The 24,454-nt window shown below is 69.2% G+C and carries 30 protein-coding genes and 1 pseudogene; 15 read left to right on the top strand and 16 right to left on the bottom strand.

The genetic code is table 11. From position 1 onward, the window contains the following. Positions 1-60 precede the first annotated feature (60 nt). Together LXM64_RS06160 and LXM64_RS06155 are read right to left on the bottom strand one after the other, a co-directional pair. On the bottom strand, positions 61-1,137 hold the full coding sequence (locus tag LXM64_RS06160; protein ID WP_234075061.1) for a hypothetical protein: 1,077 nt from the start codon (positions 1,135-1,137) through the stop codon (positions 61-63). A gap of 70 nt (positions 1,138-1,207) precedes the next feature. Then, positions 1,208-1,888: a TetR/AcrR family transcriptional regulator gene (locus tag LXM64_RS06155; protein ID WP_234075060.1), complete on the bottom strand. Its 681-nt coding sequence runs from the start codon at positions 1,886-1,888 to the stop codon at positions 1,208-1,210. 71 nt (positions 1,889-1,959) lie between these two features. On the opposite strand from LXM64_RS06155, the gene LXM64_RS06150 reads away from it, so the two are divergent. Then, positions 1,960-3,369 carry an MFS transporter gene (locus tag LXM64_RS06150; RefSeq protein ID WP_234075059.1) on the top strand — a complete coding sequence of 470 codons (1,410 nt, stop codon included), beginning with the start codon at positions 1,960-1,962 and terminating at the stop codon, positions 3,367-3,369. A gap of 10 nt (positions 3,370-3,379) precedes the next feature. On the opposite strand, the gene LXM64_RS06145 is transcribed toward LXM64_RS06150, so the two are convergent. The 4 genes from LXM64_RS06145 to LXM64_RS06130 are packed head-to-tail and all read right to left on the bottom strand — an operon-like array spanning position 3,380 to position 5,876. Beyond that, positions 3,380-3,745, bottom strand: a complete 366-nt coding sequence (locus LXM64_RS06145) for a cupin domain-containing protein (protein ID WP_234075058.1) — start codon at positions 3,743-3,745, stop codon at positions 3,380-3,382. Next, positions 3,742-4,197 carry a GNAT family N-acetyltransferase gene (locus LXM64_RS06140; RefSeq protein WP_234075057.1) on the bottom strand — a complete coding sequence of 152 codons (456 nt, stop codon included), beginning with the start codon at positions 4,195-4,197 and terminating at the stop codon, positions 3,742-3,744. The genes LXM64_RS06145 and LXM64_RS06140 overlap by 4 nt, the downstream gene beginning before the upstream one ends. Positions 4,198-4,200: 3 nt before the next feature. Beyond that, entirely contained in the window at positions 4,201-4,644 is a 444-nt protein-coding gene (locus tag LXM64_RS06135) for a DUF6389 family protein (RefSeq protein ID WP_234075056.1), read from the bottom strand. Next, positions 4,641-5,876: an FAD-dependent oxidoreductase gene (locus LXM64_RS06130; protein ID WP_234075055.1), complete on the bottom strand. Its 1,236-nt coding sequence runs from the start codon at positions 5,874-5,876 to the stop codon at positions 4,641-4,643. The genes LXM64_RS06135 and LXM64_RS06130 overlap by 4 nt, the downstream gene beginning before the upstream one ends. Positions 5,877-5,942: 66 nt before the next feature. Between LXM64_RS06130 and LXM64_RS06125 the strand changes: the two genes are divergently transcribed. After that, on the top strand, positions 5,943-6,437 hold the full coding sequence (locus LXM64_RS06125) for a hypothetical protein (RefSeq protein WP_234075054.1): 495 nt from the start codon (positions 5,943-5,945) through the stop codon (positions 6,435-6,437). Positions 6,438-6,477: 40 nt separating this feature from the next. Further along, positions 6,478-7,032 carry a GrpB family protein gene (locus LXM64_RS06120; RefSeq protein WP_234075053.1) on the top strand — a complete coding sequence of 185 codons (555 nt, stop codon included), beginning with the start codon at positions 6,478-6,480 and terminating at the stop codon, positions 7,030-7,032. Positions 7,033-7,047: 15 nt separating this feature from the next. Here LXM64_RS06120 and LXM64_RS06115 read toward each other — a convergent pair whose 3' ends face one another. Beyond that, complete coding sequence (locus LXM64_RS06115; protein ID WP_234075052.1) at positions 7,048-7,479, bottom strand: HIRAN domain-containing protein; 432 nt, start codon at positions 7,477-7,479, stop codon at positions 7,048-7,050. Positions 7,480-7,670: 191 nt separating this feature from the next. Between LXM64_RS06115 and LXM64_RS06110 the strand changes: the two genes are divergently transcribed. Then, a complete protein-coding gene (locus LXM64_RS06110) occupies positions 7,671-7,835 on the top strand; it encodes a hypothetical protein (RefSeq protein WP_234075051.1) in 165 nt (54 codons plus the stop codon). Between the two features lie 9 nt (positions 7,836-7,844). Here the strand turns inward: LXM64_RS06110 and LXM64_RS06105 are convergent, their stop codons facing one another. Together LXM64_RS06105 and LXM64_RS06100 are read right to left on the bottom strand one after the other, a co-directional pair. After that, complete coding sequence (locus LXM64_RS06105; protein ID WP_234075050.1) at positions 7,845-8,936, bottom strand: fatty acid desaturase family protein; 1,092 nt, start codon at positions 8,934-8,936, stop codon at positions 7,845-7,847. 19 nt (positions 8,937-8,955) lie between these two features. Then, positions 8,956-9,477, bottom strand: a complete 522-nt coding sequence (locus LXM64_RS06100; protein ID WP_234075049.1) for a hypothetical protein — start codon at positions 9,475-9,477, stop codon at positions 8,956-8,958. A 90-nt stretch (positions 9,478-9,567) separates the two neighbouring features. Between LXM64_RS06100 and LXM64_RS06095 the strand changes: the two genes are divergently transcribed. The 7 genes and pseudogenes from LXM64_RS06095 (at position 9,568) to LXM64_RS06065 (ending at position 15,329) form a co-directional block, all read left to right on the top strand. Continuing rightward, a complete protein-coding gene (locus LXM64_RS06095) occupies positions 9,568-10,209 on the top strand; it encodes a response regulator (RefSeq protein ID WP_234075048.1) in 642 nt (213 codons plus the stop codon). Continuing rightward, positions 10,206-11,909: a hypothetical protein gene (locus LXM64_RS06090; RefSeq protein WP_234075047.1), complete on the top strand. Its 1,704-nt coding sequence runs from the start codon at positions 10,206-10,208 to the stop codon at positions 11,907-11,909. Before LXM64_RS06095 ends, LXM64_RS06090 begins: the two co-directional genes overlap by 4 nt. A 42-nt stretch (positions 11,910-11,951) precedes the next feature. After that, positions 11,952-12,635, top strand: coding sequence for a GAP family protein (locus tag LXM64_RS06085; RefSeq protein ID WP_234075046.1), 684 nt, complete (start codon positions 11,952-11,954; stop codon positions 12,633-12,635). A 17-nt stretch (positions 12,636-12,652) separates the two neighbouring features. Continuing rightward, on the top strand, positions 12,653-14,224 hold the full coding sequence (locus LXM64_RS06080) for a carboxylesterase/lipase family protein (RefSeq protein ID WP_234075045.1): 1,572 nt from the start codon (positions 12,653-12,655) through the stop codon (positions 14,222-14,224). Positions 14,225-14,409: 185 nt separating this feature from the next. After that, a pseudogene (locus LXM64_RS16105) lies at positions 14,410-14,649 on the top strand (isocitrate lyase/phosphoenolpyruvate mutase family protein); the annotation flags it as partial. 76 nt (positions 14,650-14,725) lie between these two features. Beyond that, positions 14,726-14,869, top strand: coding sequence for a hypothetical protein (locus tag LXM64_RS06070; protein WP_234075540.1), 144 nt, complete (start codon positions 14,726-14,728; stop codon positions 14,867-14,869). A 127-nt stretch (positions 14,870-14,996) separates the two neighbouring features. After that, positions 14,997-15,329, top strand: coding sequence for a hypothetical protein (locus tag LXM64_RS06065; protein WP_234075044.1), 333 nt, complete (start codon positions 14,997-14,999; stop codon positions 15,327-15,329). A 73-nt stretch (positions 15,330-15,402) separates the two neighbouring features. Here the strand turns inward: LXM64_RS06065 and LXM64_RS06060 are convergent, their stop codons facing one another. Beyond that, the gene (locus LXM64_RS06060) at positions 15,403-15,819 is read right to left on the bottom strand and encodes a hypothetical protein (RefSeq protein ID WP_234075043.1); all 417 of its coding nucleotides are present in this window, start codon (positions 15,817-15,819) and stop codon (positions 15,403-15,405) included. 83 nt (positions 15,820-15,902) lie between these two features. On the opposite strand from LXM64_RS06060, the gene LXM64_RS06055 reads away from it, so the two are divergent. Then, the gene (locus LXM64_RS06055; RefSeq protein WP_234075042.1) at positions 15,903-16,259 is read left to right on the top strand and encodes a hypothetical protein; all 357 of its coding nucleotides are present in this window, start codon (positions 15,903-15,905) and stop codon (positions 16,257-16,259) included. Positions 16,260-16,327: 68 nt separating this feature from the next. Here the strand turns inward: LXM64_RS06055 and LXM64_RS06050 are convergent, their stop codons facing one another. The 3 genes from LXM64_RS06050 to ychF form a co-directional block, all read right to left on the bottom strand. Next, the gene (locus LXM64_RS06050) at positions 16,328-17,110 is read right to left on the bottom strand and encodes a ribonuclease E inhibitor RraB (RefSeq protein ID WP_234075041.1); all 783 of its coding nucleotides are present in this window, start codon (positions 17,108-17,110) and stop codon (positions 16,328-16,330) included. A gap of 137 nt (positions 17,111-17,247) precedes the next feature. Further along, positions 17,248-17,565, bottom strand: coding sequence for a glutamyl-tRNA amidotransferase (locus LXM64_RS06045; protein WP_234075040.1), 318 nt, complete (start codon positions 17,563-17,565; stop codon positions 17,248-17,250). A gap of 31 nt (positions 17,566-17,596) precedes the next feature. Then, positions 17,597-18,670 (bottom strand): redox-regulated ATPase YchF, encoded by a 1,074-nt coding sequence (ychF, locus tag LXM64_RS06040; protein ID WP_234075039.1) that lies wholly within the window; start codon positions 18,668-18,670, stop codon positions 17,597-17,599. A gap of 293 nt (positions 18,671-18,963) precedes the next feature. Here ychF and LXM64_RS06035 point away from each other — a divergent pair, with 293 nt between their 5' ends. The 3 genes from LXM64_RS06035 (at position 18,964) to LXM64_RS06025 (ending at position 21,914) form a co-directional block, all read left to right on the top strand. Beyond that, complete coding sequence (locus LXM64_RS06035) at positions 18,964-19,551, top strand: exonuclease domain-containing protein (protein WP_234075038.1); 588 nt, start codon at positions 18,964-18,966, stop codon at positions 19,549-19,551. 35 nt (positions 19,552-19,586) lie between these two features. After that, positions 19,587-20,879 (top strand): DNA recombination protein RmuC, encoded by a 1,293-nt coding sequence (locus tag LXM64_RS06030; RefSeq protein ID WP_234075037.1) that lies wholly within the window; start codon positions 19,587-19,589, stop codon positions 20,877-20,879. 63 nt (positions 20,880-20,942) lie between these two features. Continuing rightward, on the top strand, positions 20,943-21,914 hold the full coding sequence (locus LXM64_RS06025) for an NAD-dependent epimerase/dehydratase family protein (RefSeq protein WP_234075036.1): 972 nt from the start codon (positions 20,943-20,945) through the stop codon (positions 21,912-21,914). 1 nt (position 21,915) lies between these two features. On the opposite strand, the gene LXM64_RS06020 is transcribed toward LXM64_RS06025, so the two are convergent. The 3 genes from LXM64_RS06020 to glpX all read right to left on the bottom strand — a co-directional run bounded on the left by LXM64_RS06020 (position 21,916) and on the right by glpX (position 24,406). Further along, positions 21,916-22,140 carry a UDP-N-acetylmuramyl pentapeptide phosphotransferase gene (locus LXM64_RS06020; RefSeq protein ID WP_234075035.1) on the bottom strand — a complete coding sequence of 75 codons (225 nt, stop codon included), beginning with the start codon at positions 22,138-22,140 and terminating at the stop codon, positions 21,916-21,918. A gap of 377 nt (positions 22,141-22,517) precedes the next feature. Then, positions 22,518-23,192: a hypothetical protein gene (locus LXM64_RS06015; protein ID WP_234075034.1), complete on the bottom strand. Its 675-nt coding sequence runs from the start codon at positions 23,190-23,192 to the stop codon at positions 22,518-22,520. A 224-nt stretch (positions 23,193-23,416) separates the two neighbouring features. Then, the gene (gene glpX, locus LXM64_RS06010) at positions 23,417-24,406 is read right to left on the bottom strand and encodes a class II fructose-bisphosphatase (protein WP_137417481.1); all 990 of its coding nucleotides are present in this window, start codon (positions 24,404-24,406) and stop codon (positions 23,417-23,419) included. Positions 24,407-24,454: the final 48 nt, after the last annotated feature.

Genomic DNA, 24,454 nt, shown 5'->3' with positions numbered 1-24,454 from the left:
CAGGCGGATGGATGCGGCGCGCGTGCCGTGGCCGTGTGATTCGGTGGGTCGACTCACGGCCTAGGAGAACCACCCGGTAACCAGATCATGGACGAGATTGGCGAACCCGAAGACGGCTACTGCAGCGCCAAGGACCCACCACCAGTCCTCCTTCACCGACAGTCGGCGTCCCTGCCGCGCAACGCCGAGGCCGCTTCCCGGCCCCCTGAAGATCCCGCCCGAGACGTCGTTCGAGCGCTGTAGGCGATCGTCCCGCCAGCGTTCCCACCGCAGCAACCGCTCCGAGAGGGCGTCCACGGTGGCCAGGAGCCGTTCCCACATCGCCGGATCGAGTGTCGCGAGTTGGCCCGGGTAGTAGAGGAACAGGTAGTCGTCGACGAGTTCGACGTCGAGGCGAGCCGCCTCGTCGACGAAGACGGCCATCGTGTCGGGTGAGAAGAGATACAGCGCATCCGTCTCGTACCCGTCCGGGCAGTAGAGGGTGAAGAAGCGGTCGAAGTCGCCCTCGAGGGACAACCGCTGGTTCTTCGCGAAGGCGATCGGCAGCCTCGGCCGACCGATCGCGTTGTTGCCGTGCGCGTCGAGCACGATGTGCGGCAATGTGACGGGAAGGCGCATCGCCGCATAGCCCCATCGATAGGTGGTCGTGCTCCTGCCCGAGCCCGTCGTGCACGTGTGGTTGCCGATCTCCAGCGCGTACCCCTCACGCCGGCGGAGGGTGTCGGTGACGAACGCGGATGACTGCCCGGGCCGTGTGAAGATCATCCCCGGCAGGGGCGGGGCCGCCGCGTACGGTTCATAAGTGAATCCATTGGCCTCGGCGAAGCCGTTCAGCCGGTACGGACGCACTCCCGTTCGGCGCCGGATCGCCTGCACGAGCAGTACGACGCCGATCACCGGCGGTATCGCGAGCGGGAAGAGGATCGCGATCAGCGCCCAGTCCCCGTCGGCGAAGAACGCCCCGTCGATGATCACCATCCACGTCACCAGCAGCGCCAGCGGGAAGACGATGAGAACCACGACCCGCGCGAGGACGCCGGCCAACCGCGGACGGACGGTGGACGGAAGCGAGCGCCGGTAGGCGCGGAGCGCTCGACGCTCGATCCGGGCGGTCAACGGGGCGGTGTCGACGGTCACGCGCGTCATCCTAGGATCACCGCGTTCATGTCAAGGCTCGCCCGCGGCCTGCGGCCGTGCGATTCGCAGATCAGGCCCCCTCGCCCCGCGCACTCGAGAGGATGCCGTTCACGATCGCGCGCGTCGCCCAGCGGCTGCGCTCCTCGGGGCTCCCGGCCGTGAACAACGCCGCTCCTGCTGCACGCAGCTCAGGATGGCGGCGCGGCTGTGCCGCGTCCAGGATCTGGGTGAGATCGGACAGCTCCTGCCCACCGCTCGCGCGCGCCGCCCACTCGGCCGCGGATGCGGTGGCGTGCTGCAGAAGCAGATCGACGCCGCGCGCCGCATCCTCACCGTCGACCCCCGCCGAGCGCAGGAGCCGCATCAGGAGTTCGAGCAGGTCGAGGTAGTGGGTGCCGTCCGGCCAGGTGGTGAGCGCCGCAGATGCGAGACCCGGCTGCCCCGCCAGCAACCGTGCGTAGTCGTCGAGCACGCGCTCTAGACGGTCTCGCCACGGCTCGCTCTCGCTCCATGCCAAGTCGAGCTCGGCGAGGTAACGGTCGATCAGGAGGGCGTTCAGTTCCGTCGTGTTCTTGACGTAGACGTAGAGCGAGGCGGGCCCGGTGTCGAGCTCCGAGGCGAGCCTGCGCATCGTCAGCTTGGCGGCGCCCTCCTTCTGCACCACAGCGACAGCGGCGTCGATGATCGCCGCGCGAGACAGCGGGGACTTCGCGGGGCGCGCGCGACGACTCACGGGCTCGGGGCGACTCATGGTTCGACTATACGCACTTGATCGTTACGAACATGTTCGTTACGATCGCGTTCGTCCCGATTGGAGAACGCATGTCTCAGACCGACCTCACCACCACTCTCACCACCAAGGGCGTGTGGTTGACGCTCATCGTCGTTCTCCTGGCGGATGCCATGGATCTCGTCGACTCGACCATCACGAACATCGCGGCGCCATCGATCGTGGCCGATCTGGGTGCGGATGCGAGCCTGATCAAGTGGCTCGGCGCCGCCTACGCCCTGGCACTCGGTTCGCTTCTCGTCCTCGGCGGGAAGGTCGGAGACAAGTTCGGCCAGCGCGGCACCTTCCTCGTCGGGATGAGCGGATTCATCGCCGCATCCGCTGTCGCAGGGCTCGCTCCCACGCCGGAGGTGCTCGTCGCCGCGCGTGTAGGGCAGGGGCTGTTCGGTGCGTTCCTCATCCCCCAGGGCATGGCGATCATGACGGCCACCTTCCCGAAGCCCATGCTGCAGAAGGCGTTCGGCGTCTTCGCGCCCATGCTCGGCGTCTTCGCGGTGGCGGGTCCCATCCTCGGGGGCCTGCTCATCGACGCGGACCTCTTCGGGCTGCAGTGGCGACCGGTCTTCCTCATCAACCTCGTCCTGGGCGGGATCGCCCTCGTCATGGCCGTGAAGTACCTGCCCCATGTTCCCGCGCGCCCCGCCACCCGCATCGACGTCTGGGGAAGCGTGCTGCTCGTCGTCTCGCTCTTCGCCGTCCTGTTCGGCCTCATCGAGGGATCGAGCGAGGGATGGAGCATGCTCGCGCTGGCGGCTATCGCAGTGGGCGCCGTCGTCTTCGTCGGCTTCGTCTGGCGTCAGGCCCGGACGAGCGAGCCGCTGCTGGCTCGCAGCCTGCTCGCCAACCGTGGCTTCACGGCGGGGCTCATCGTCGGCCTGCTGGTCTTCGCCGCCTTCAGCGGATTGATGTACGTGATCTCGCTGTTCTTCCAGTTCAGCCTCGGGTACACCCCGACCCAGACCTCGCTCAGCCTCATCCCCCTGACGATCGGGATCATGGGCGGCTCCGGCATCGCCGCGGCCCTCATCGTCAAGCTCGCCCGTCGTCTCGTGGTGCTGGGACTCGTGGCGGTGCTCGTCGGGATCGGCCTCATGCTGTTGTTCGTCACGATCGCGGGCACCAGCGTGGCGTGGTGGCAGCTCGCCGTGGCGACCCTGTTGATGGGCGTCGGTGCGGGGATCTGCTTCAGCTCGATCTTCAACACCGCACTCGGCGACGTCGACGCGCAGGATGCGGGATCGGCGAGCGGATCGCTCAGCGCCGTGCAGCAGGTGGCGAACGGCATCGGATCGGCGCTCGTCACGAGCATCTTCCTCACGCTCCTTCCCGCGGGGGACGTCGGAGCGGTGTCGACGACACTCGTGGCCTTGCTGGTGGTCGTCGCCGTGTGCCTACTCGCCGTGCCGCTTCTCCCGCGGACCGCCGTCGCCGAGGTGGAGTGAGCGCCGAGGGTCAGGGGACGTCGACCGCGCGTCGATCTCCCCGCGTCGATGGCGCGCTCACCACAAGGAACCGCACGTCCGCGGGCCCCGGGTTGGCGAAGCGATGCGGGACGCCGGCCGGCACCTCGACACCCTCGCCCGCCGAGAAGTCGATGACGCCGTCAGCGGTGTGAAGGTGAGCGCGGCCTTCGAGAACGTAGAAGAACTGCCGCGCAGTGTCGTGGACATGCCACTGCTCCCCCGCGCCCGCGGGCACCCGTTCCTCGATGACCGACAGGTCAGGCCCGTCGACGAGGCGCCATCCCTCGGACACCTCGCCCCAGGTGTAGTGCGCGGCACTCCGGCGGCTGGTCGGCGTGAGCTCCTCCCCCGTCATGAGGCGCCGACGACCATGAGCCGGTCGGGGTCGGGGAAGGGTGCGAAGCCCACACGGGCGTAGAGCTCGTGCGCGTCGAGGGTCGAGAGCATGAGGCGTTTCAGACCGAGCGGGCGCGTCGCATCGACCACCGCTGCGGCCAGTGCCTTCCCCAGCCCGAGTCCGCGCACCTCGGGCGCGACGTACACGTCGCACAGCCATCCGAAGGTGACGCCGTCGGTGACGACGCGGGCGTAACCCACCTGCGCACCCGCAGGGTCGTAGACACCGAAGTTGACGGATGCAGCCGCCGCGCGCTGCACCACATCGAACGAGCGTCCCAGCGCCCAGAACGCGTCGGTCGACAGCCACCGGTGCACGCGCTCCAGGTCGATGCGCTCGCGGTCGGTGTCGATCTCGTATGCGCCCGCCAAGGGGATGCGGACGCGAGGGATGAGGTCGTCGGTCGTCATCGGTCAGCTCCTCGCCCGGCGCGGTTCCAACGGGACGCTGTCGGTCCCGCCGTCGGGCGAGGCGACCTCCCAGCGGACGCGCGCAGGCTCCGCGGGGATGAGCGGTGCGAGCCACTCGGCGGCCAGCTCGACGAGCACCTCTTCGAGGTCGTCGAACGTCCACGCGTCCGGCCGCTCGGGCACATCGGGCTTCCACCCCGTCTCGCCCCAGACGACGTCGAACACCCCGCGCTCGTCGTCGAAGCGCCGGTCGAGAGCGAAGTGATCCGGCCCGTCGAAGCGGGCCATGAACGTGAAGGGGCCCTCCGCATCCTGCTCGAGGAACACCTCGATCACGATGTCGTGGCGGCTCTCGGTCGCATCGGCCATCCGCTGCAACACGTCGGCCGCGCGCTCGGACTCGGCCGCGAGCAGCGGACGCAGCCGGGAACGGTAGTCGTCACTCACGCAGCCAGCGTAGGACGTTCGTCGGGACGGAGGCATTCGGGCCGGAACCCGTAGCCCACGAGACGCGGTAGCAGACGGCGCGCGATCGGGATCGCGAGGCGCAGCACGATCCGCTCCGAGCGCGTCGGCGGATTGTGCAGGATGCGGGCGCGCGGGCGTCCGATCACGCGGTGCACGACCTGCTGGAGCCGCTGCATCGCGCGAGTGGGCAAGGCTCTGCGACGCTGCAGCGCGGCACATGCCCGGTCGATGGCGGCGGGCCCGTCGCCGAGTGCGGGAACGAGAAGGCGCGCAGCGGCGACCGCATCCTGGATCGCATAGTTGATGCCGACGCCGAACGCCGGCGACATGGCGTGTGCCGCATCACCGATGAACAGCAGGCCGGGCTGCCACCAGCGCCGCAGATGATTGATCTCGACCGAGAGCAGTTTGACGTCGTCGAAGGAGGCGACGGCACCCAGCTCGGACGCGATCGGTGGCGCCGCCCGTGCCACCCGCATCCGGAACGCGTCGATGCCGTCCTCGCGGATCGCACCGAACGTGCCCTTGCCGACCACGAGCCCGCACTGGAAGTACCCCGGCCGCGGAATGGTGATGAGCATGCCGCTGCCGGAGAGCCACGCGAGCGTCTCGGGCACGGGCGTCGCAGGTTCGGGCACGCGGAACCACAGCACGTCGATACCGACGCCCGTCGCCACCGGCGCCACGCCGACGGCCTCGCGCACAGTGGAGCCTCGCCCGTCGGCGGCGACCACGAGCGCCGCGTCGACGCGGAGGGGACCATCCGCGGTGGTGACCTCCACGCCGTTCATGCGCGCGCCGGAGCGCATGACACCGGTCACGTCCGCGCCCATCAGCAGCGTGAAGCTCGGCTCACGTCGGGCGGCATCGGCGAGGAGGTCGAGCAGATCCCACTGCGGCATGAGCGTCAGGATGCGGTTCGCACCGCGCAGGGTGCGGAAGTCGATCGCGTGCACTCGCACGCCGTTCACCACGGCGTCGAGGGTGTCGAGCGGGCGGTGTTCGATGGCGTCGAAGCTCTCGCGCAGTCCGAGCGCATCGATGATGTCGAGCGTCGAGGGATGCACCGTGTCGCCGCGGAAGTCGCGGAAGAAGTCGGCGTGCTTCTCGAGAACGACGACCGCGACCCCGGCCCGGGCGAGGAGCAGCCCGAGCATGATGCCGGCCGGACCTCCCCCGGCGATGCAGACCTGGGTGCGGAGGGTGCGCATGCGCTCAGTGTCGCGGATGCGAGGCCCCGAGGCCAGGGTCAGGTGATGCGTTGCTATGTTCGGACCGTGAGCGCATCACCCACGAGGCCGTCGCCGCGAACGAACGCCGCACCGATGGCGTTCACGTTCCGCGAGTTCGCGCGAGGCGCCTGCATGGCGTGGCTGTGGTTCCTCCTGTTCTCGACGCTCGCATCGGCGGCGATGTTGTACTCGGGTGCGCTGATCGCGCTCATCTACGCAGTGCCGTGGTCGCTCGCCGCGCTCCTCATCGGTTCACCGCTGGCGTACGGTCTGGGATGGATGCTGCGCACCGCCGCCTCGGTGCCCCTTCACCTCGTTGCTTTCACCGTCTTCGGCGCGGTGGTCGGCATCGGTACCACCACCCTCGCCTTCACGGCGCCCTGGTCCGATCTTTCGGGCGATGGGATGAACGCGGTTTCTGTTCCCGCCGTGGCGATGTGGATCGCGGCAACCATCGCGGTTCCGCTCGGCTGGCGCTTCACGTCGAAGCGCGCGCTGCGCGGCGACACCGCAGAGCTCGGCGCCGTCTCCCCCGCGTAGATCCCACGCGGCGTGGCCGGCGACACGAGATGATGAAGTCATGCCCGCTCGCCGTCGCCCCGACGTCACATCCCTCGAGCTGGTCGGCGGACCGGAACCGGTGACCGTCGGCATCCACGGCTACGACCCGAGCTGGCCCGTTGCGTTCGCGGAGCATCGCGACCGCATCCGTCTGGCGCTCACGGGGCGGCAGATCCAGATCGCGCACATCGGATCGACGTCCGTGCCGGGCCTCGCCGCGAAGCCGATCATCGACATCCTCGTCACCGTCGACGACATCACCGCGGAAGAGGACTACCTCGACGCGCTGCTCGGGGCGGGTTACGCGCTGCGGGTAAGGGAACCCGGCCACCGCCTGGTGCGCACACCCCAGCGCGATGTTCACGTGCACGTGTGCGAGCAGGACGCTCGCGCCGTGGACGAGTACCTCCTGCTGCGCGATCGGTTGCGAACGGATGCGGCCGATCGCGCTCTCTACGAGCGGACGAAACGCGAGCTCATGCAGCGCGACTGGGACGACATGAACGCCTACGCGGACGCGAAGACCGCCGTCATCGACGCGATCAAGGAGCGCGCCCGGGCGGCACGGCGCTAGCCACCGGTACCGTCCTCAGAGAGTGGTCGATGCCGCCGGATCAGTGCGCTCTGCACTGTCGACGAACTGTCGGAGGTTGTCGATCTCTGGAAGGTCGACCCAGAGGCGGATGCCACCGTCCCTGGCGCCCGCGCCGTTGACGACGACGGCACCGCCCAGACGGTCGATCAGCGGGCCCACCTCGTGGGCCGCAGCGGCGGGGAGATACCCCACGCCGCGTCCGTTCGAGGTGACCGAGATTCCTCCTCTGTCGCGGCGCGAGTGCTTTGCACGACGCAGGACGTAGGTGCGATGCTCGTCGCCGTGACGCTCGCGGTCGTTCACGATGTAGTGCGTCCGCTCGAGCGCCACCGGCTGCGAAGGCAGGTGCCGCAGGTCCGGCAGATCAGCGTGACGGCCGACACGACCCGTCGTGATGTGCAGCAGTTCTTCCCACCATGTCGGCATGTGCGCCCTCTTCTCGATTCGATATGCCATCACCGAGGCGGAGCACTCCCCCACTGTGTCACGCCCCGCTGGGCGCCCCCTGACCGACCAGCGACGGTGATCGGTGAGATCGTGAAGCGACGGGAGCACGATTCTGCGCCGATGTGCCCGATCCGGCCCGCGAGCGCCGGAAGGCGCGTACGGTGAGGCACATGTGGACAGTTCTTCTCATCTTGCTCGTTGTATGGGTGGTGCTGTCGGTCGTGGGTTTCGCGTTCGAGGGTCTGCTCTGGCTGGCCGTCATCGGCATCGTGCTCTTCGTCGGCACGCTCATCTTCGGCATCATCCGTCAACGCTCGCGCCGTAATCGCAGCTGACACACCTCGTCAGGCGGACGGCGCGATCTGGCTGCGCTGCTCAACCAGCGGGCAGCTGAACACGTCGCGCTCTCCGAGCCCGACGCGGTTGATGTAGCGGACGATGATCGCGTAGGACGCGAACAATCCCGTCTGCACGTACGGCACGCCGTGCGCGCGGCAGTACTCGGCGATCATCGGTGCCGCCTTGCGCAGATGCGGACGCGGCATCGACGGGAACAGGTGGTGCTCGATCTGGTAGTTCAGCCCACCCATGGCCGTGTCGAGCACGCGATTGCCGCGGATGTTGCGGCTCATCATCGCCTGACGGCGAAGGAAGTCGATCGTGGCATCGCGAGGAACGATCGGCATCCCCTTGTGGTTCGGGGCGAAGGAGACGCCCATGTAGAAGCCGAAGATCCCGAGCTGCACCGCGAGGAAGACGAACGCGATCGCCGGCGACAGCACGAGGAACACGAGAAGGGGGAATCCGAGCAGGCGTACCGCGAGGAAGCCGATCTCGACCCATCGCCGGTCCAGTCGCCCCGGCTTCGCCACCCGCGCGACCCCGGATGCGTGCAGCGACACCCCTTCGAGGAGCAGGATCGGGAAGAAGAACATGCCCTGATGTGCGCGGAGCCAGGTGACGACGACACCTCGAGGGGCGCGCTTGTCCGGGGCGACAACGATCACCGGCAGCTCGATGTCGGGGTCCGCCCCCAGCTTGTTCGGATTCGCATGGTGGCGAGTGTGCTTGTGCTGCCACCACCCGTAGCTCATGCCGACCAGAAGGTCGCCGAGCACCAGACTCACCCAGTCGTTCCATTTGCCGGAGACGAAGATCTGGCGATGCGCCGAGTCATGGCCGAGAAACGCGATCTGCGTGAAGAGCATCGCCAGGAACGCCGCCGTGAACAGTTGCCACCAGGTGTCACCGATCCACACGAACAGCAGAAGGCTGGCGGCCAGCAGCAACGGCAGCCCGATCAGCTTCGTCCAGTAGTACCCGTATCGTCGCCTGAGAAGTCCGCGTTCACGCACCATCTGGGCGAGTGCGGTGAACTCGCTCGCGCCGCGAGGAGCGTGGGCGGTTCGGGGCATGGTCGCGCGGAACTCGTTCATCATCCTCGCCGCCCCCCCATCACGAGCGCGGCATGCGCTCGTGACCGCCCTCGCCATCCCACTCGGACAGCTGCGCCGCGTCCGCGTCCGCCGGGCCCGACGCGCCGAAGTGCACGGATTCGGCGAGCGCCACCACGGCCGCTGCTCGCGTGTGCTCGTGGTCTGCCGCGTCCTTCATGCGCACGTCCGCAGCGTCACGCACGGCACGCACGCGCTCGCTGATCTCGGCCAGTCGGTCCATCAGGACGGCAGCGAGTCCGTCACGCAGTTCCTCGAGGTTCGTGTTGGCGATCTCGAGCCGTCGATCCGACACGGCGACCTCCACCGTCGGGTATCCGGCTCTGGTGAGAAAGTCGCGGGTCTCCCCGTCGAGGATCGCCGCCACTTCGTCCTTCTGCGGGCGTCGGGTGAACACCGTCTCCACCGTGTAGCGTTCGGGGGCGTCATCGGTCATCAGGGCCGCAGGCAGCGAACCCACGAGCACCGATCCCAGGCCCAGCGTGGCGGCGTCTGCGCCGCCCGTTCGTGTCTGTGTCTCCATAGCCGGACGTTACGCCCGCCACATGTACGCCTCACAGGTTGGGCGAAACGTGGGCGCGCCGCGCGGCCCGGGATCACATATCTTGTGGATGTGACCGGCAGATGGGTGCGACGCGTGCTCGTCGTCGAGGACCAGGCCGCCATGCGGCTGCTCGTCTGCGAGACGCTGAACCAGCACGGGTTCGAGACCCGCGGAGCCGAGAGCGCAGCCGAGGCGACACGTCTGTTCGCCGAGTTCGATCCCGACGTGCTCCTCGCCGACATCGACCTCGGTTCCCGCCCGTCCGGCGCCGAACTGGCAGCCGGACTCGCGGCGCTCGCGCCCCACCTCGGAGTCGTCTTCCTGAGCAGCTATCCGCGCGCCGCGGCGGGGGCGACCGCGATGGGCGTGTCGGGAGCGGTGTTCGTCTCCAAGCTCGCCCTCGCCTCCACCGCCGAGCTCGTCGACGCCGTCGAGGCGGTCATGTCGACCCAATCTCCCGTCGGTCCCGCGAGCCGCGACGGCGAGGACTCGCTGAGCAGGCTGACCCGGCATCAACTCGAGACGCTCTCGATGGTGGCGCGCGGCTGGTCCAACGACGAGATCGCCGCCCGATCGCAAACATCCGTACGCGCGGTCGAGCGATCGATCAGCCGCATCTTCGAGCGTCTCGGTCTGACCGGCGACCCGGCGCTGAGCCCCAGGGTCGCCGCCGCCGCCCTGTACGTCGCCGCGTTCGGCCCCGTGCGGTGAACCGCCTCGCCCGCGCCGCGCGGGATGCGCTTCGTTCCGGACGCTTCGTGTCGCGCTGGACCTTCCTCGTCGCGGGCCTGCTGTCCGTCACCGTGATGAGCCCGGCCCCCACGTCCGTCGACATCGCGGCACTCGGCGCCACGTCGGCTTCGACCGCCGCGTTCCTCGCCGGCCTCGTCGCCACCGCCCTCGGCGAGCGCCGTGTTCCCCGCCGCTGGCGCCCCTGGATCGTGACGGCCGGCGTTCTGGCTTCCGCGCTCCTCCGTCCTCTCGCCTACGACGCCGTCGCCGATGTGCTCGGTGCCTCCGCGCCGGCCGCCTGGCAGCTGCCCTTCCGCGTGCTGACGAACGCGACGGTCTGGATGGCCTCGCTGACGGCCATCGCCATCCTCACCACACACGTCACCCGACTGCGGCAGACCAACGCCCGCCTGCTCTCGGTGCAGCATGCGCTCACTCACGCCCGAGAGGATGCCGATGCCTTCGAGAGCGCGGCCCGGAACCTCGTGCAGGCGGCGAGCCACGAGCTGAGAGACGAACTCCGCCCGCTGGCTGCCGAACGGCCCGACACCGCCTCGTTGCGCGCGTTCAGCGACGACAGCGTGCGGCGGTGGAGTCGACGCCTCGCCGATCTCGCCGCCACGCCCGCGGAGCCCGTCGTCGCCGTGCCGATCGAGCGCGTGCGGATGCGGCCCGCGCTGCGGCTGCCTCCCCCCGGCATCGTGGCCGTCATCTACGCCCTCTGCGTCTTGCCGTACGCACTGCGCGCAGTGCCGGCACTGCAGGTACTGGTCGGTGTCGCGGTGCTCGCCGCAGGCGCCGTCCTCGCCGACGGTGTGACGCGTCTGCGCGCCCTCCGCCGGCGCCGTATCCCGGCCTTCCTCGCCATCGGGGCGGTCGTGGGACTCGGTCTGGGCACGCTGGCATGGGCGCAGGGGATCCCGCTCGCGCTGGCGGTCGTACCTGTTCTGGCCTATCCCGCCTTCGCCACGGCGTGCGCGCTCTGCGCCGGCACGGCGTCCGCGCTCAGGGTCGAGGAGCGGCGTCTGACCTCGACCGTGCGCGTCGCGCAGCGGATCGGACGCGTGGGGACGTCGGCCGCACGCGCGGCCCTGGAAGACGCGGCGCGCGAACTGCACCGTGACGCGCAGGGGGCGTGCGTTCGCGCGCTCGCCGCACCGGATCACTGGACACCGACCACGCTTCGCGACGTGCGCGACGAGCTCGATCCTCTGCTCGCCGGGCTCCCCTCGGTCTTCGACCGGCCGCGCGATGGAGCATCCGTCCAGTCACTGGTCGACCTCGTCGAGACGTGGCGCCCTGTCGTCGACGTCCGCATGCGGATGAGCAGGGATGCGCGGAGGGCTCTCGAGGCATCAGCGACTGCACGCGACGATGTGTTCGAGATCGTCGCGGAGGGGTTGCTGAACGCCGTCAAGCACAGCGTTCCCGCCGCGGCCGCGATCGATCTGGACGTCGTCGCGACGGGCGCGGGCCCGCGCCTGCGGGTGCAGGTGCGCTCGCCCGGAGGCCTGCCGCGGGGAGCGACGCTGCGCGGGTCGTCGGCCGCTCGCGGGCGCGGCGCACGGTTGCGAGCCGATGGGTCGGGGGCGCTCCTGGAGGCGGTGATCGATCTCGGCGCGGCCTCCCCTGTCGTGTCCACCGAACATCCGCCTCACGCGCAGACATCCGCGTCGTAACGTCTGCAGTCGCCGGTCCGCGGCACGCAGATGGAGCATCCGATGAACACGCACGACCTTCCCTCGCTGATCCCCGCCGCTGTGGGGCTGATGATCTCGCCGCTTCCGATCGTGGCGATCGTGGCGATCCTGCTGTCGGCCCGCGGGAGGGTCGCCTCGCTCGCGTACACCGGCGCATTCCTGGCCGTCACGCTCGCGTTCACGGCACTGGGTGCCGCGACGACCGCCGGCGCGTCGTCGTCGGGCGGATCGGCGGCCTCGAAGATCGTCGTGCTCGTGCTGACGATCCTGTTGACCGTCGGATTCACCGTCTTGGCCGTCACCAGCTGGCTGTCGCGACCGCGAGGCGGAGCCGCGCCGCGCACGCCGGGCTGGCTCTCGGCGATCGACTCGATCACCCCCGCACGCGCCGGCGGTCTCGGCCTGCTGATGGCCGTGACCAACTCGAAGAACATCCCACTCGAGTTGAAGGCCGGGGCAACCATCGGGGCCGCGCACCTGCCGGTCCTGGCGGCCGTCGGCCTGTGTATCGCCTTCGCCGTGGCCGGCTCACTCGCCCTCATCATCCCGACGCTGCTCGCCACCAGCGGATCCGCCACCGTCGCCAAGGGTCTGGAGCGGCTGAAGAGCGAGATGATCGCGCACAACGCCGTGATCATGACGGTGCTGTTCGCGGTCCTCGCCGCGAACGAGGCCGCTCACCTCGTCCACCAGCTGTTCTCCTGACCCGGAAAGGAACGAACATGTCCCACCCCGACGACATCTCTCCCGCCGGCACTCGACTCGCCCACGCGCCGGCCGGTTCGTTCCGCGGACTCGAGCTCGGTCCGGTTCTGTCGTGGCGCGGCATCCGCTTCGCCGAGCCGCCCACCGGCGACGCCCGGTGGAGCGATCCGGTTGCGGCGAAGCCCGTCGCGGACGAGACCGATGCGACGCGCTACGGTCCGGTCTGCCCGCAGAGCGTGAACCCCGCCGTCCCGCTCGGCGATGACGCCGTCATGGACGAGGACTGCCTCCGACTCAACGTGTGGGCACCCGCATCCGAGAGCGAGCGCGCGCGTCCTGTCATGGTGTGGGTGCACGGCGGCGCGTACACGTTCGGGGCATCCAGCCAGCCCCTGTTCGACGCGACCTCGCTCGTGACGCACGGCGACGTCGTGGTGGTCACGGTGAACTATCGCCTCGGTGCATTCGGCTTCCTCGATCTCGCTTCGCTGCTCCCCGAGCAGGGTTTCGACCGCAATCTCGCGCTGAAGGACGTGCTGCTCGCCCTCGAGTGGGTGCAGCAGAACATCCGCGCCTTCGGCGGAGACCCCGACCGCGTGACCGTCTTCGGCGAGTCCGCCGGCGGCGGGCTCGTGACCACGCTGCTGGCCACACCGTCCGCGCGCGGGCTGTTCCACCGGGCCATCGCCGAGTCCTCCCCCGCATCCAGCGTCTACGGCGCCGAGCGCGCCCGGGCGGTCGCCGCGCGTTTCACCGCAGCACTGCGCATCGATGAGACGCAGCCGGATGCGGCGGAAGCGCTGCGTGCCGCAACGTCGCAGCAGATCGTCGACGCGGGCATGGAGATCTACGCGCAGGTGCCCGACGCCGACCCCGGCGTGCTCGCCTTCGCACCGGTCATCGACGGCGACCTCCTGCCGGAGGCACCCGCCGTCGTGCTGCGCGAGGGCAGGGGACTTGCCGTCCCGCTGCTCATCGGGACGAACAAGGACGAGGCATCCCTGTTCAAGTTCATGAAGTCGCCGCTGATCCCCATCACCGACGAACGCCTGCGCGACATGTTCGGCGACATGGCCGCGGACAATCCCGCTCTCGAGCTGCCGACGTTCGATGACGTGCGCACCGCGTACGAGCACGCGCGGCAACGCGCGATCGGGCTCGGAATCGCGCGGGACATCGGATTCCGCATGCCGAGCGTGTGGATCGCGGAGGGGCATTCGCAGGTGGCGGATGTCTGGCTGTACCGCTTCGACCACGCGGCCCCGTTCCTCCGCCTGATCGGACTCGGCGCGACGCACGCCACCGAGCTGCCGTACCTCTGGGGCAACCTGACGAGTGGGCCGAAGGACCCGACGTTCCGCCTCGGCGGCCGCCGGGTGGCCGAGAGCATCTCGGCTCGCATGCAGCAGCGGTGGACCGCCTTCGCGCACGGAGAGTCACCGGATGCGGACGGCTCGGCTCCCTGGGAGTCCTACTCGGTCGATCGAGGGCGCAGCACGCTGGTGATCGACCATCAGGATCACCTCGTGCCGGATCTGGACGCGTCACTGCGAGCCGCGTGGGGCGACGAAGTACTGAGCTTCCACTGATCGGGAGGCGCCGGGGGCGGCGTGTCGACGGTGAGGGCCGGAATCCGCCAGACGGCAACGGCTCGATCGCGTTGGCTGAAGGGGTGAACAACGACACCGCGACCGCCGCCTTCCGCGCCCTCTGCCTCGACTCGCCGCATCCGTTCGTCCTCGTCAACGCGTGGGATGCGGCGAGCGCACGGATCATGGAGGCTGCCGGCGCACCTGCGATCGCCACCACCAGCGCCGGGGTGGCGTGGTCACTCGGCCGACCCGATGGCGATGCCCTCACCCACGCCGAAGCCGCAGGTGCCGTAAGGCGCATCATCGACGCCGTCTCCGTGCCGGTCTCGGCAGATATCGAGGGCGGGTATCCCGATTCGTCACACGGCGTCGCACGCACGATCGACGCCGTGCTCGACGCGGGCGCGGCCGGGATCAACATCGAGGACGGCACATTGTCACCGACCGAGTTCGCGGCCCGTATCGACAGCGGCGCTCGGGAGACTCGGTGCGGCGCGAGTGAGCCTGGGTTCGAGTGTCGCCCAGGCTGCATACGCACTGGTGCGTCGCGCTGCGGCAGAGGCGCTGACGGCGGGGACATTCGATGCTCTCCTCGACGGCGAGGACTATGGCCAGCTCAACGCGTTGATGCGGCGCGAGTGACGGGCGAACACTCCCACTCTTTCCACGGATCACCCGCCATCGATCGCTTTGTCCGCCCGCCGGGTTACGATCGCGGCAACGGCGCGGTTTTGCAGGTCCGCGCCCATGCAGAACGCGAGGATCCCCCGTGCCCTTCAGAAGCAAAGCGACGCTCGAGACCTGGCTCGAAGAGTTCCACCGCTCACGCGAGGCGGGGGACCTGATCCGTGTCGCAGTGCAGGACGGGTCCGAGGGCGCTGACACCGGTCTCGTGATCGTGCCGCTGCACAACGCGGACATCTCGCTCTACATGGAGCCGATCGAGGTCGGAGACTCGCGGTGGCGCGTCACGATCGAACCTCAGGCCGAGATGACGGTCCTCACGAGCTTCGAGATGCAGCGCCTCGCCGCCGAGCTCTCGGTCGCGGCCGAGCTCTGCGCATTCCTCGAGGCCAAGTCGGTGGGGCACGTCGAGGACTGACGCTGCCTGTCGCCCTGCGGATCGAGCTGTCTCCGATCGGCGAGGAGGCCGTCTGCCTCGCCGAAGTCCGCGCCTACTCTTCGGTCGATGCGACGTAGACGTTGTGTGAGATCGCTGCGAACCCCTCCGGGGCGGGTTGCCCGTCGGGGACGACCACGAACCGCTGCGGACCGCGTCCCGAGAGCGTCATCTGCTCGCCTGCTCCCGCGCATCCTGTCACCCACGCATCAACGTCCGCAGAGAAGAGAATGCAGACCTCCCCCTCCCTACTCCCCCACCCCAGCCACACGTCGGTCCCCTCGTGCTCGCCCACCCACCTCATTGAGTCGACATCGAAATTCGCCAGCGCATCCTCGGTCACGGCATCCGGCAACACCCGCGTCTCGGTGCTTTCCAGATCGGTGTAGCCGCCCGCACTCGCGCAGCCGGCGAGCGCCAGTGCTACCGCGGCGATCGCGAGCGGTGGGACGAGTCTTCGTCGAGGCGTCATGGCCCCACTCTGGCAGGCGACTCGCCACCGAATCCACGCCTACCCGACAGCCTCCGGACGCCACCCCTGGGTAGCCTGGCGGTATGGATGTGAGCTGCGACGTCTGCGAGACCGCGCTCGTGCACAACGACGGAAGGCCTCCGAACGACATCGCCATCCAGCTCACGAGTGACGAGCTCGAACGTCGCGTCAACGACGGCCGGATGCGCTTCATCCGCGGCGACGTACCGCTCGGCGACATGCTCGCGCTGGCGGAATCCGACCTGAAGTTCACGATCGTCAGCTACCTGGAGTGCCTGGCGTGCGGCCGAACCTGGTTCTGGGGGCTCTGCATCCGTGGGGCTCCGATCTACCGGCCCGTCGATGCGGACGCGCCGTTGCGGGAGCGGTGGGAAGAGGTGCCGCCCCGCGAACGGTGGGCACGCGACGCCGCATCCTGAGTTAGACGGCCGGCGTCATCCGTTCGACCGGGAGCCACAGCTCGGCATCCACAGCCCTCTGAACGGTGTCACCTCCGGATCGCCGCGAGCGCAGCCGTGAGGCGCACGTCAGCGTCGTCAGCAGTCTCCAACGCGGAGAGCCGCCGATCGAGGACGAACAGACGCTCCTCGACCCCTGCCTCCTCGAGGCGAACCTCACGCGCGCCGATGTCGCTCGGATAAGGGTCTCCCAGGACGCCCATCGCCTCACGAAGGACGTTCTCCCATTCGCTGCCGAGGAACAGCGGAAGAGCGCGCAAAGCCTCTTCGGCGGTGTCGCCGCCCCAGTACCGGAAGTAAGAATCGAATCCGCCAGAGCTGACCTCCTGGCGCATGTCGAGAATGGCAAGGATCCCGCGCTCCTGATCTGAGAGTGACGCGCGGCCGGTCTCAGATCGGGCTTCGTAGAACTCCCAGAGGTCGTTCGCTGAACTCGAAGCACGTCCGTTCTGGGGAGTCGCCTGCCATGATCCTTCATCCGCGGGAACGATGGTTCCGCCGAATCCGTCGTAGCGACCTCCGTGCGTCGCGGCGATGCCCACGAGTTCATGGATGATGCGCGCAACATCGGCGTCGGTGAGGGCATCAGCTCTCGAGGCGGTCAAGGATGTTCGCAGCAGCCCCGGCTCGACGGAGACTCGGAAGTCCGCATCTGCGAGCGCCTGGGCCGCGGCCACCGCATTCGACCTTCTCCGAAAGGAGAAGAAGTGATCGAGCTCTCGGTGCTGCTCGAGTCGGTCACCGAGCTCGCGCCGTTGTTGCTTCTGATCCAGCCAGTTGGCCAGGTGGTCGGAAGGGGACGAAGCACGCATACGGACATTCTGTCGGTGGGCCGACTCGGCTGCGGCAAAGCCCTATCTTCGGCCCATGGTCGCGTCAGCGAACCGAGCACGCATGCCTGCTCGCCGGATGCTGCGAGGAAGTGAACTCGACGACCTCGCTCTCCCGGTCACCCGTCGAGTTCAACGCGGGTGCCGCCACCCATGTCGGCATCGCTGTCCGTCACGGTCGCGTAGACGCCCGAGGGCACACCGGGCAGGGCTGCTACCTCGCGGGCCAATGCGATGAGATCCGCCTCGGGCGCGCCGTGAACGAAGAACAGATACTCATCACCGAGCTGCTCTCCGTCATCGAACATCTCGCCCTTCGACCCGTCGAGTTCGAAGAGGAACTCCATCACGGAATCGATCCAGGGAAAGGGGTACTCGCCCTCTGGCACGCCGCTCGGCGTCAAAGGCACGTGGATTTCGACAAGGAGCTCGGCCACGGAAGCAATAGTGCCAGTCCGCGCGACCCGCTCAGTTGTTGAAGCGGAACTCCACGACGTCGCCGTCCTGCATGACGTAGTCCTTGCCCTCGAGGCGGGCCTTGCCCTTCGCGCGGGCCTCCACGACCGAGCCCGTCGCGACGAGGTCGTCGAACGAGATGACCTCGGCCTTGATGAAGCCCTTCTCGAAGTCGGTGTGAATGACGCCGGCGGCCTGCGGGGCCTTCCAGCCCTTACCGATGGTCCAGGCGCGCGCTTCCTTCGGACCCGCGGTGAGGTAGGTCTGCAGGCCCAGCGTGTCGAACCCGATACGCGCCAGCTGGTCGAGCCCCGACTCGTCCTGCCCCGTCGATGCGAGCAACTCAGCCGCTTCCTCGGGGTCGAGGTCGATCAGCTCCGACTCGATCTTCGCGTCGAGGAACACCGCCTGCGCGGGGGCGACCAACGCTGCGAGCTCCGCCTTGCGGTCCGCATCCGTGAGCACGTCCTCGTCCACGTTGAAGACGAAGATGAACGGCTTCGCCGTCAGCAGCCCGAGCTCCTTGATGGGAGCCAGGTCGATGCCGGATGCCGACAGCAGCTGCCCACGCTCGAGGGCGTCCTTCGCGGCCTGCGCCGTCTCGAGAACGATCGGCTCAAGCTTCTTGCCGCGCACTTCCTTCTCGTAGCGCGTGATCGCGCGCTCGAGGGTGTCGAGGTCGGCCAGCTGCAGCTCGGCGTTGATGGTCTCCATGTCGTTCTTCGGGTCGACGTTGCCGTCGACATGCACGACGTCGGAGTCGGCGAACCCGCGCACGACCTGCGCGATCGCGTCGGCCTCGCGGATGTTGGCGAGGAACTTGTTGCCGAGCCCCTCCCCCTCGCTCGCGCCGCGCACGATGCCGGCGATGTCGACGAACGAGACGGCGGCCGGCAGGATGCGCTCGCTGCCGAAGATCTCGGCGAGCTTGTCGAGGCGCGCATCGGGCAGGTTGACGACACCCACGTTCGGCTCGATCGTCGCGAACGGGTAGTTCGCCGCGAGCACCTGATTCTTGGTCAGGGCGTTGAACAGGGTGGACTTGCCGACATTCGGCAGCCCGACGATTCCGATGGTAAGAGCCACGGGCATCAAGTCTAGGCGCCCCGCGGCTCGGCACCCGCCGGACTCTGCTGGGGTGGCGCGCCCGGTCCGCCCCAGCGCGCGCCACACGAGCCAGCCCGCCGCATCCGCAGCTCGGAGGAACGCACGAATTTCGGAGGATGCGGCGCAAAACCTCCGACGTAACGCCGAATCTCCGACATCCGTACGCCCGAGCAGCCACCGCCCGGACTACCAGCCCCACCACGCAGCCCCCGGATGCCCCGACCCCGGCGCGCCTCACCGGGCGTCGCGGACATCCGGGTGAGGGTGAGGGCGTGTCACTGGATTTCACCGCGATCGACTTCGAGACGGCGAACTCCTCCAGTGCCTCGGCGTGCGCGGTGGGTCTGGCCCGCGTCCGCGGCGGGCGCATCGTCGCGACCGCGGGTTGGCTGATCCGCCCGCCTGAGGGCCACGACCGCTTCTTCGAGCTGAACATCGGCATCCACGGCATCCGCCCGGAGCACGTCGTGGACGCGAAGGGCTGGAGCGAGCAGCTCGATGACATCGCCGCCTTCGCCGGCGCGGACGTGCTCGTCGCGCACAACGCCGGATTCGACATGGCGGTGCTGCGCCGCGCGTGCGCCGCGACCGGCGACATCTGCCCGCCGTACCGCTACGCCTGCAGTCTGCAGCTCGCGCGCCGCACCTACGACCTGCCGAGTTACCGGCTGCCGATCGTCGCGGCCGAGGCGGGCTTCGCGGAGTTCCGCCACCACGACGCGACAGCGGATGCGGCCGCCTCCGCCGCCATCATGATCGATGCCGCGCGGCGCTGGAACGCACCCGACATCGATGCCCTCGCCGAGGCCGCCCGGATCCGGATCTGCGAGATCGACACGGCGGTCGCCGCGGCCGCCTGACCGGCGGTGTCCGCGGCTCCGGGCATGCTGTGCTCATGGACCCCGTGATCCTCCTCGTCGCCGCACTCTGCCTCGTCGCCGGCATCGCCCTCGGCTGGTTCGCTGCGCACTCTCGCGCCGCGCAGCAGCAGGGTGCGCTCTCGGCGCGCGCCGCGGCCGCCGAGTCCGCCGCGGCGGCGGCACGTGCCGAGCTCGAACGTCAGGGCGGGCTGTACCGCGAGTTCGTCGAGCGCCAGCGCGCCGAACAGCGCGAGCGCGACGATCGCGACCGGCGCGAGAACGCCGTCGTGGCCGCCCTCGCCCCCGTCCGCGACACCCTCGCGCAGGTGCGGGTCAAGGTCGACGACCTCGAGCGCGAGCGCCACGCCCAGTACGGGGCTCTGGCCGAGCAGCTGCGCCGCGCACAGGAGACCGACGACCTGCTGCGCGACACCACCGCGTCGCTCTCCTCCGCCCTGCGCTCGACGAGCACGCGCGGCGTGTGGGGCGAGGTGCAGCTGCGTCGCGTCGTCGAGGCGGCGGGACTCACCCGTCACGTCGACTTCGACGTGCAGTCCTCGATCAGCTCGGATTCGGGTTCGGGTCGCCCCGACATGATCGTGCGGCTGCCGGGCGGCAAGGCCATCGCCGTCGACGCCAAGGTGCCCCTCGACGCGTTCCTCGAGGCGCAGGCGATCCCCGACACGGCTCAGGGCGAGGATGCCGTGCGCCGCCGCGCGCTCCGCGACAAGCACGTGAAGGCTCTGCGCGCCCACATCGACGCGCTCGCGAAGAAGCAGTACTGGGCCGGGATCGAATCGAGCCCCGAGTTCGTCATCTGCTTCGTGCCGAACGAGGCGCTGCTGGCGACCGCCCTCGACGAGGATCCCGCCCTGCTCGACTACGCCTTCCGGCAGCGCGTGGCGCTCGCCTCCCCCGTGAACCTCTGGGCGGTGCTCCGCACCGTCGCCTACACGTGGACGCAGGAGGCCGTCTCCGACGACGCCCGCGAGCTCTTCACGTTGGGCACGCAGCTCTACGAGCGCCTCGGCGGACTCACCAAGCACATCGACGACCTGCGTCGCGGCATCGAGCGCACCGTCGACGGCTACAACCGATTCGTCGGTTCGCTCGAGAGTCGCGTGCTCGTGACCGCGCGACGCTTCCCCGGCATCGACGAGACCAAGCTGGATGCGGTCGCCGCACCCGCCGCGCTCGAGTCGACGCCGCGCCGCCTCAGCGCCCCCGAGTTCACCGCCGCTCTCGACGAGGTGCGCCGGGCCGCATCCGACGACGCGGACGAGGCCGCATCGGCCGACGAGCAGCAGTTGCCGGCCTCCTCCGCCTGACACGCGTGTTCGCCCCTCGCGGATACGCCTGCGCCGACGCGCGTTCCCGACGACGATGAGCCTATGAAGCTCCTTGTTCTCGGTGGCACCGCATGGCTCGGACGGACGACGGCCGCATCCGCGATCGCCGCCGGCCATGACGTCACCTGCGCCGCCCGCGGCACGGACGTCCCGGACGGGGCGCGGCACGTCCGCGTCGACCGAGACGACCCCGACGGCCTCGTGCCACTCGCCGACACCCGGTGGGATGCGGTGATCGACGTCTCGCGCCAGCCGGGGCAGGTGCGGCGCGCCGCACGCGGGCTGCGCGCCGATCGGTACGTCTTCGTCTCGACCTGCAACGTCTACGCGAGCCAGGCGGAGCTCGGCGCGGACGAGTCGGCAACGCTGCTGGAGCCCCTCGACGCCGACGTCATGACCGACCCCGAGGACTACGGGCGCGCCAAGGTCGCCTGCGAGGATGCGGTGCGCGAGGTCTTCGGCACCGACCGATCGGCCATCGTTCGCCCCGGGCTCATCGGCGGTCCGGGTGACCCGACCGGACGCAGCACATACTGGCCACGCCGGTTCGCCGCACCGTCGAACCCCGAGGGTGTCGTGCTGGCGCCGGACGCACCCGGCTTGCCGACCGCGCTGATCGACGTGCGCGACCTCGCCGCGTGGCTCCTGCGGCTCGCGGAGGGCGCCGGTTCGGGCGCGTTCAATGCCCAGGGCGAGCCGCATCCGTTCCCCGCGCACCTCGATGCCGCGAGGGCCGCATCCGGGCAGCGCAGCGAAACCGTGACCGCAGCAGAAGACTGGCTCGCGGCGCAAGGCGTCAACGAGTGGTCAGGGCCGCGGTCGCTGCCGCTCTGGCTGCGTGACCAGAGCTGGTACGGGATGAATGCACGGTCGACGGCGCGCGCGGTGGCGGCTGGACTCGAGCGTCGTCCGCTGGAATCGACCCTCGCCGATGTGCTCGGCGGGCCGGTGGTGTCGGGAGCGGGGCTCACCGACGAGGAGGAGCGCGCGCTGCTCGCGCAGCTGCGGCAGTAGGTCAGGCGCCGCCGGGCACGAAGCTCAGCAGCAGGAGTACGACGGCGGACACACCGACGAACGCGCCGATCGCCCACCACGGGCTCGGCTGGTGACCCTCTTCGCGGCGGACGCGGAAGAGCACATCGGGGCGACGGGCAGGGTCGGGGTTGTTGACCGCGACAGCATCGGCGACGACGGCGAGAGCTCCCGTGTGCGGGTGCGCGTTCTCCTGGGATGCGGACATCGTTCGTTCCTTCGTCTCGGTGCAGAGATCGACATCAACGGTGATTACGACGTGCTTCATTCTGCCACCTGCTTCCGCGAGCGCCTCTGAGGCTTGCGCTCCTCTCCCGCATCCACGTCTCACTCGTGCACGCCACACGCCCCGAATTGCTGCATAACTGAGACACGAACCCCATCCCGGGCTCCCCTACTCCTGCGTGTCTCACTTGTGCACGCCACACGCCCCCAGACCGTGAGTATCTGAGACACGAACCCGGGGCAACCGAACCGAAGGGGGTATTGCGCACGCCTGCGCCGGGCATGTCCCACTTGTCGCAGTTTTCGGCCCCACTTGTTGCCGAAACTGGGACATGCCCGTGCGCCGCGCCGCGGCGGAGATCAGCCGGGCCGCAGCACTTGCTCCGCGCGACGCACCGCCTCGACGCCGCCGGCCTCGAGAGCGTCGCGGTGTTCCGGATGCTGCCGGTAGAACTCCACGAGCGACGCCACGAGGTTCGGGTCGGAACCCAGGCTGAGGGAGGGTGCTGTGATCAGCGGCGCGCCTCCCGCACGCAGCAGCGAGAGCTTGGCTGCGGGGGCCGCAACGACCGCCACCTGTGCCAGTTCTTCCCATGACCAGTCCAGCGCGCCGCATCCGCGGATGCCCGTCAGGCCGCGCGACGTGAGCGTCAGCCCCGCGGGGACGCGCCGTCGCACAATGCGCATGACGAGCATCGCGATCCCGATGACGCCGAGGATGTAGGGCCCGCTGCGTGTCAGGCGCGGCCCCCACGGCACCGGCAGGCCGTTCAAGTCGATGAAGAGCTGCGCGCCGGCTGGAAGCAGCAGCGAGACCGCGATGAAGAGTGTCGGGACGGATCCGACCCGCAGGGGGACGAAGCGCAGGGAACCCGGTCGATCGTCGATGGTCAGTGCGCGCGAGACGACGCCCTGAAACGTGATGAGCAGCGCGATCCCGATCACCATCAGCATGACCGCCAAGGCCCCGAAGAGGATGCGCTGGCTCAGCTCGTCGCTGACCGCGGCAATGAGACCGACGACGACGGAAGTCACAACCACACCCCACGCGAGCGGACGCGGGTTGCGCCCGCGCGGAAACACGGGCACGTCCTCACCGCCGAGGAGTGGGAGCCGAGGGGCCATCCGCCGAATGGTCATCGACCCATCATCCCGTCGGCCGTATGCATGTCCCCCGTTCTGCACAGATCAGACCCTGAACCTGCCGAAAGTGGGACCTGCCGACCGGGCTCACCAGCCGCAGGCTCGGCCCTCGAGGATCACAGCCACTTCGAGGTGAGGTGCTCGCTCGAGATGCGGCGGAGGGTGCCGGAGGCGCCGCGCAGCACCACACTCTCGGTGTAGATGTGCTCGCCCTCGCGGCGCACGCCGGCGACGAGCTGGCCGTCGGTCACACCCGTGGCGACGAAGATCGTGTTCTTGCCCTTGACGAGATCCTCCGCCTCGTACACGGTGCCGTCGACTTTGAGCCCCGCATCGATGCCGCGCTGCTTCTCCTCGTCGTTTCGCGGCGCGAGACGACCCTGGATGTGGCCGCCGAGCGCCTTGATCGCGCAGGCGGTGACGATGCCTTCAGGGCTCCCGCCGATCCCGACGCACATGTCGGTGCGGGCGTTGTGCCGGGCGGCATTGATACCGCCGGCGACGTCGCCGTCGCTCATCAGGCGGGTTCCTGCGCCGGCCTCACGGATCTCCTCGATGAGCTTGTCGTGGCGCGGACGGTGCAGCACCGACACGACGATCTCGTCGACCGGCTTGCCGAGCGCCTTCGCGAGCAGACGGATGTTCTCGCCGATCGGAAGGCGGATGTCAACGACGCCGACGCCCGCGGGGCCGGTGACGAGCTTGTCCATGTAGAAGACGCTGGATGCGTCGAGCATGGCGCCGTGATCGGCGACCGCGATGACGGACAGCGCGTTGTTGCGTCCGGCGGCGGTCAGCGAGGTGCCGTCGATCGGGTCGACCGCGATGTCGCACTTCGGCCCGCGCCCCGTACCGACGTGCTCGCCGTTGAAGAGCATGGGCGCATTGTCCTTCTCGCCCTCGCCGATGACGATCACGCCGTCGAAGTTCACCGTGGTGAGGAAGGCCCGCATCGCATCGACCGCCGCTCCGTCGGCCACCTCTTTCTGGCCGCGCCCGATGAAGGGAACGGAGCGGATTGCCGCGGCCTCTGTCGCGCGCACGAGCTCGAGCGCGAGGTTCCGGTCGGGGTGCAGCGGACTCATGTCGGCAGTAAGGCTCACCATGCGGCCCAGCCTAAGCAGGATCCCGCAGAGCGGACGCGACTTTCGGCT

The sequence above is a fragment of the Microbacterium binotii genome, from assembly GCF_021398715.1.
GTDB classification, from domain to species: Bacteria; Actinomycetota; Actinomycetes; order Actinomycetales; family Microbacteriaceae; genus Microbacterium; species Microbacterium binotii_A.
The sequence above is the reverse complement of the archived record's forward strand: the minus strand, read 5'-3'. Positions and strand labels throughout refer to the sequence as shown.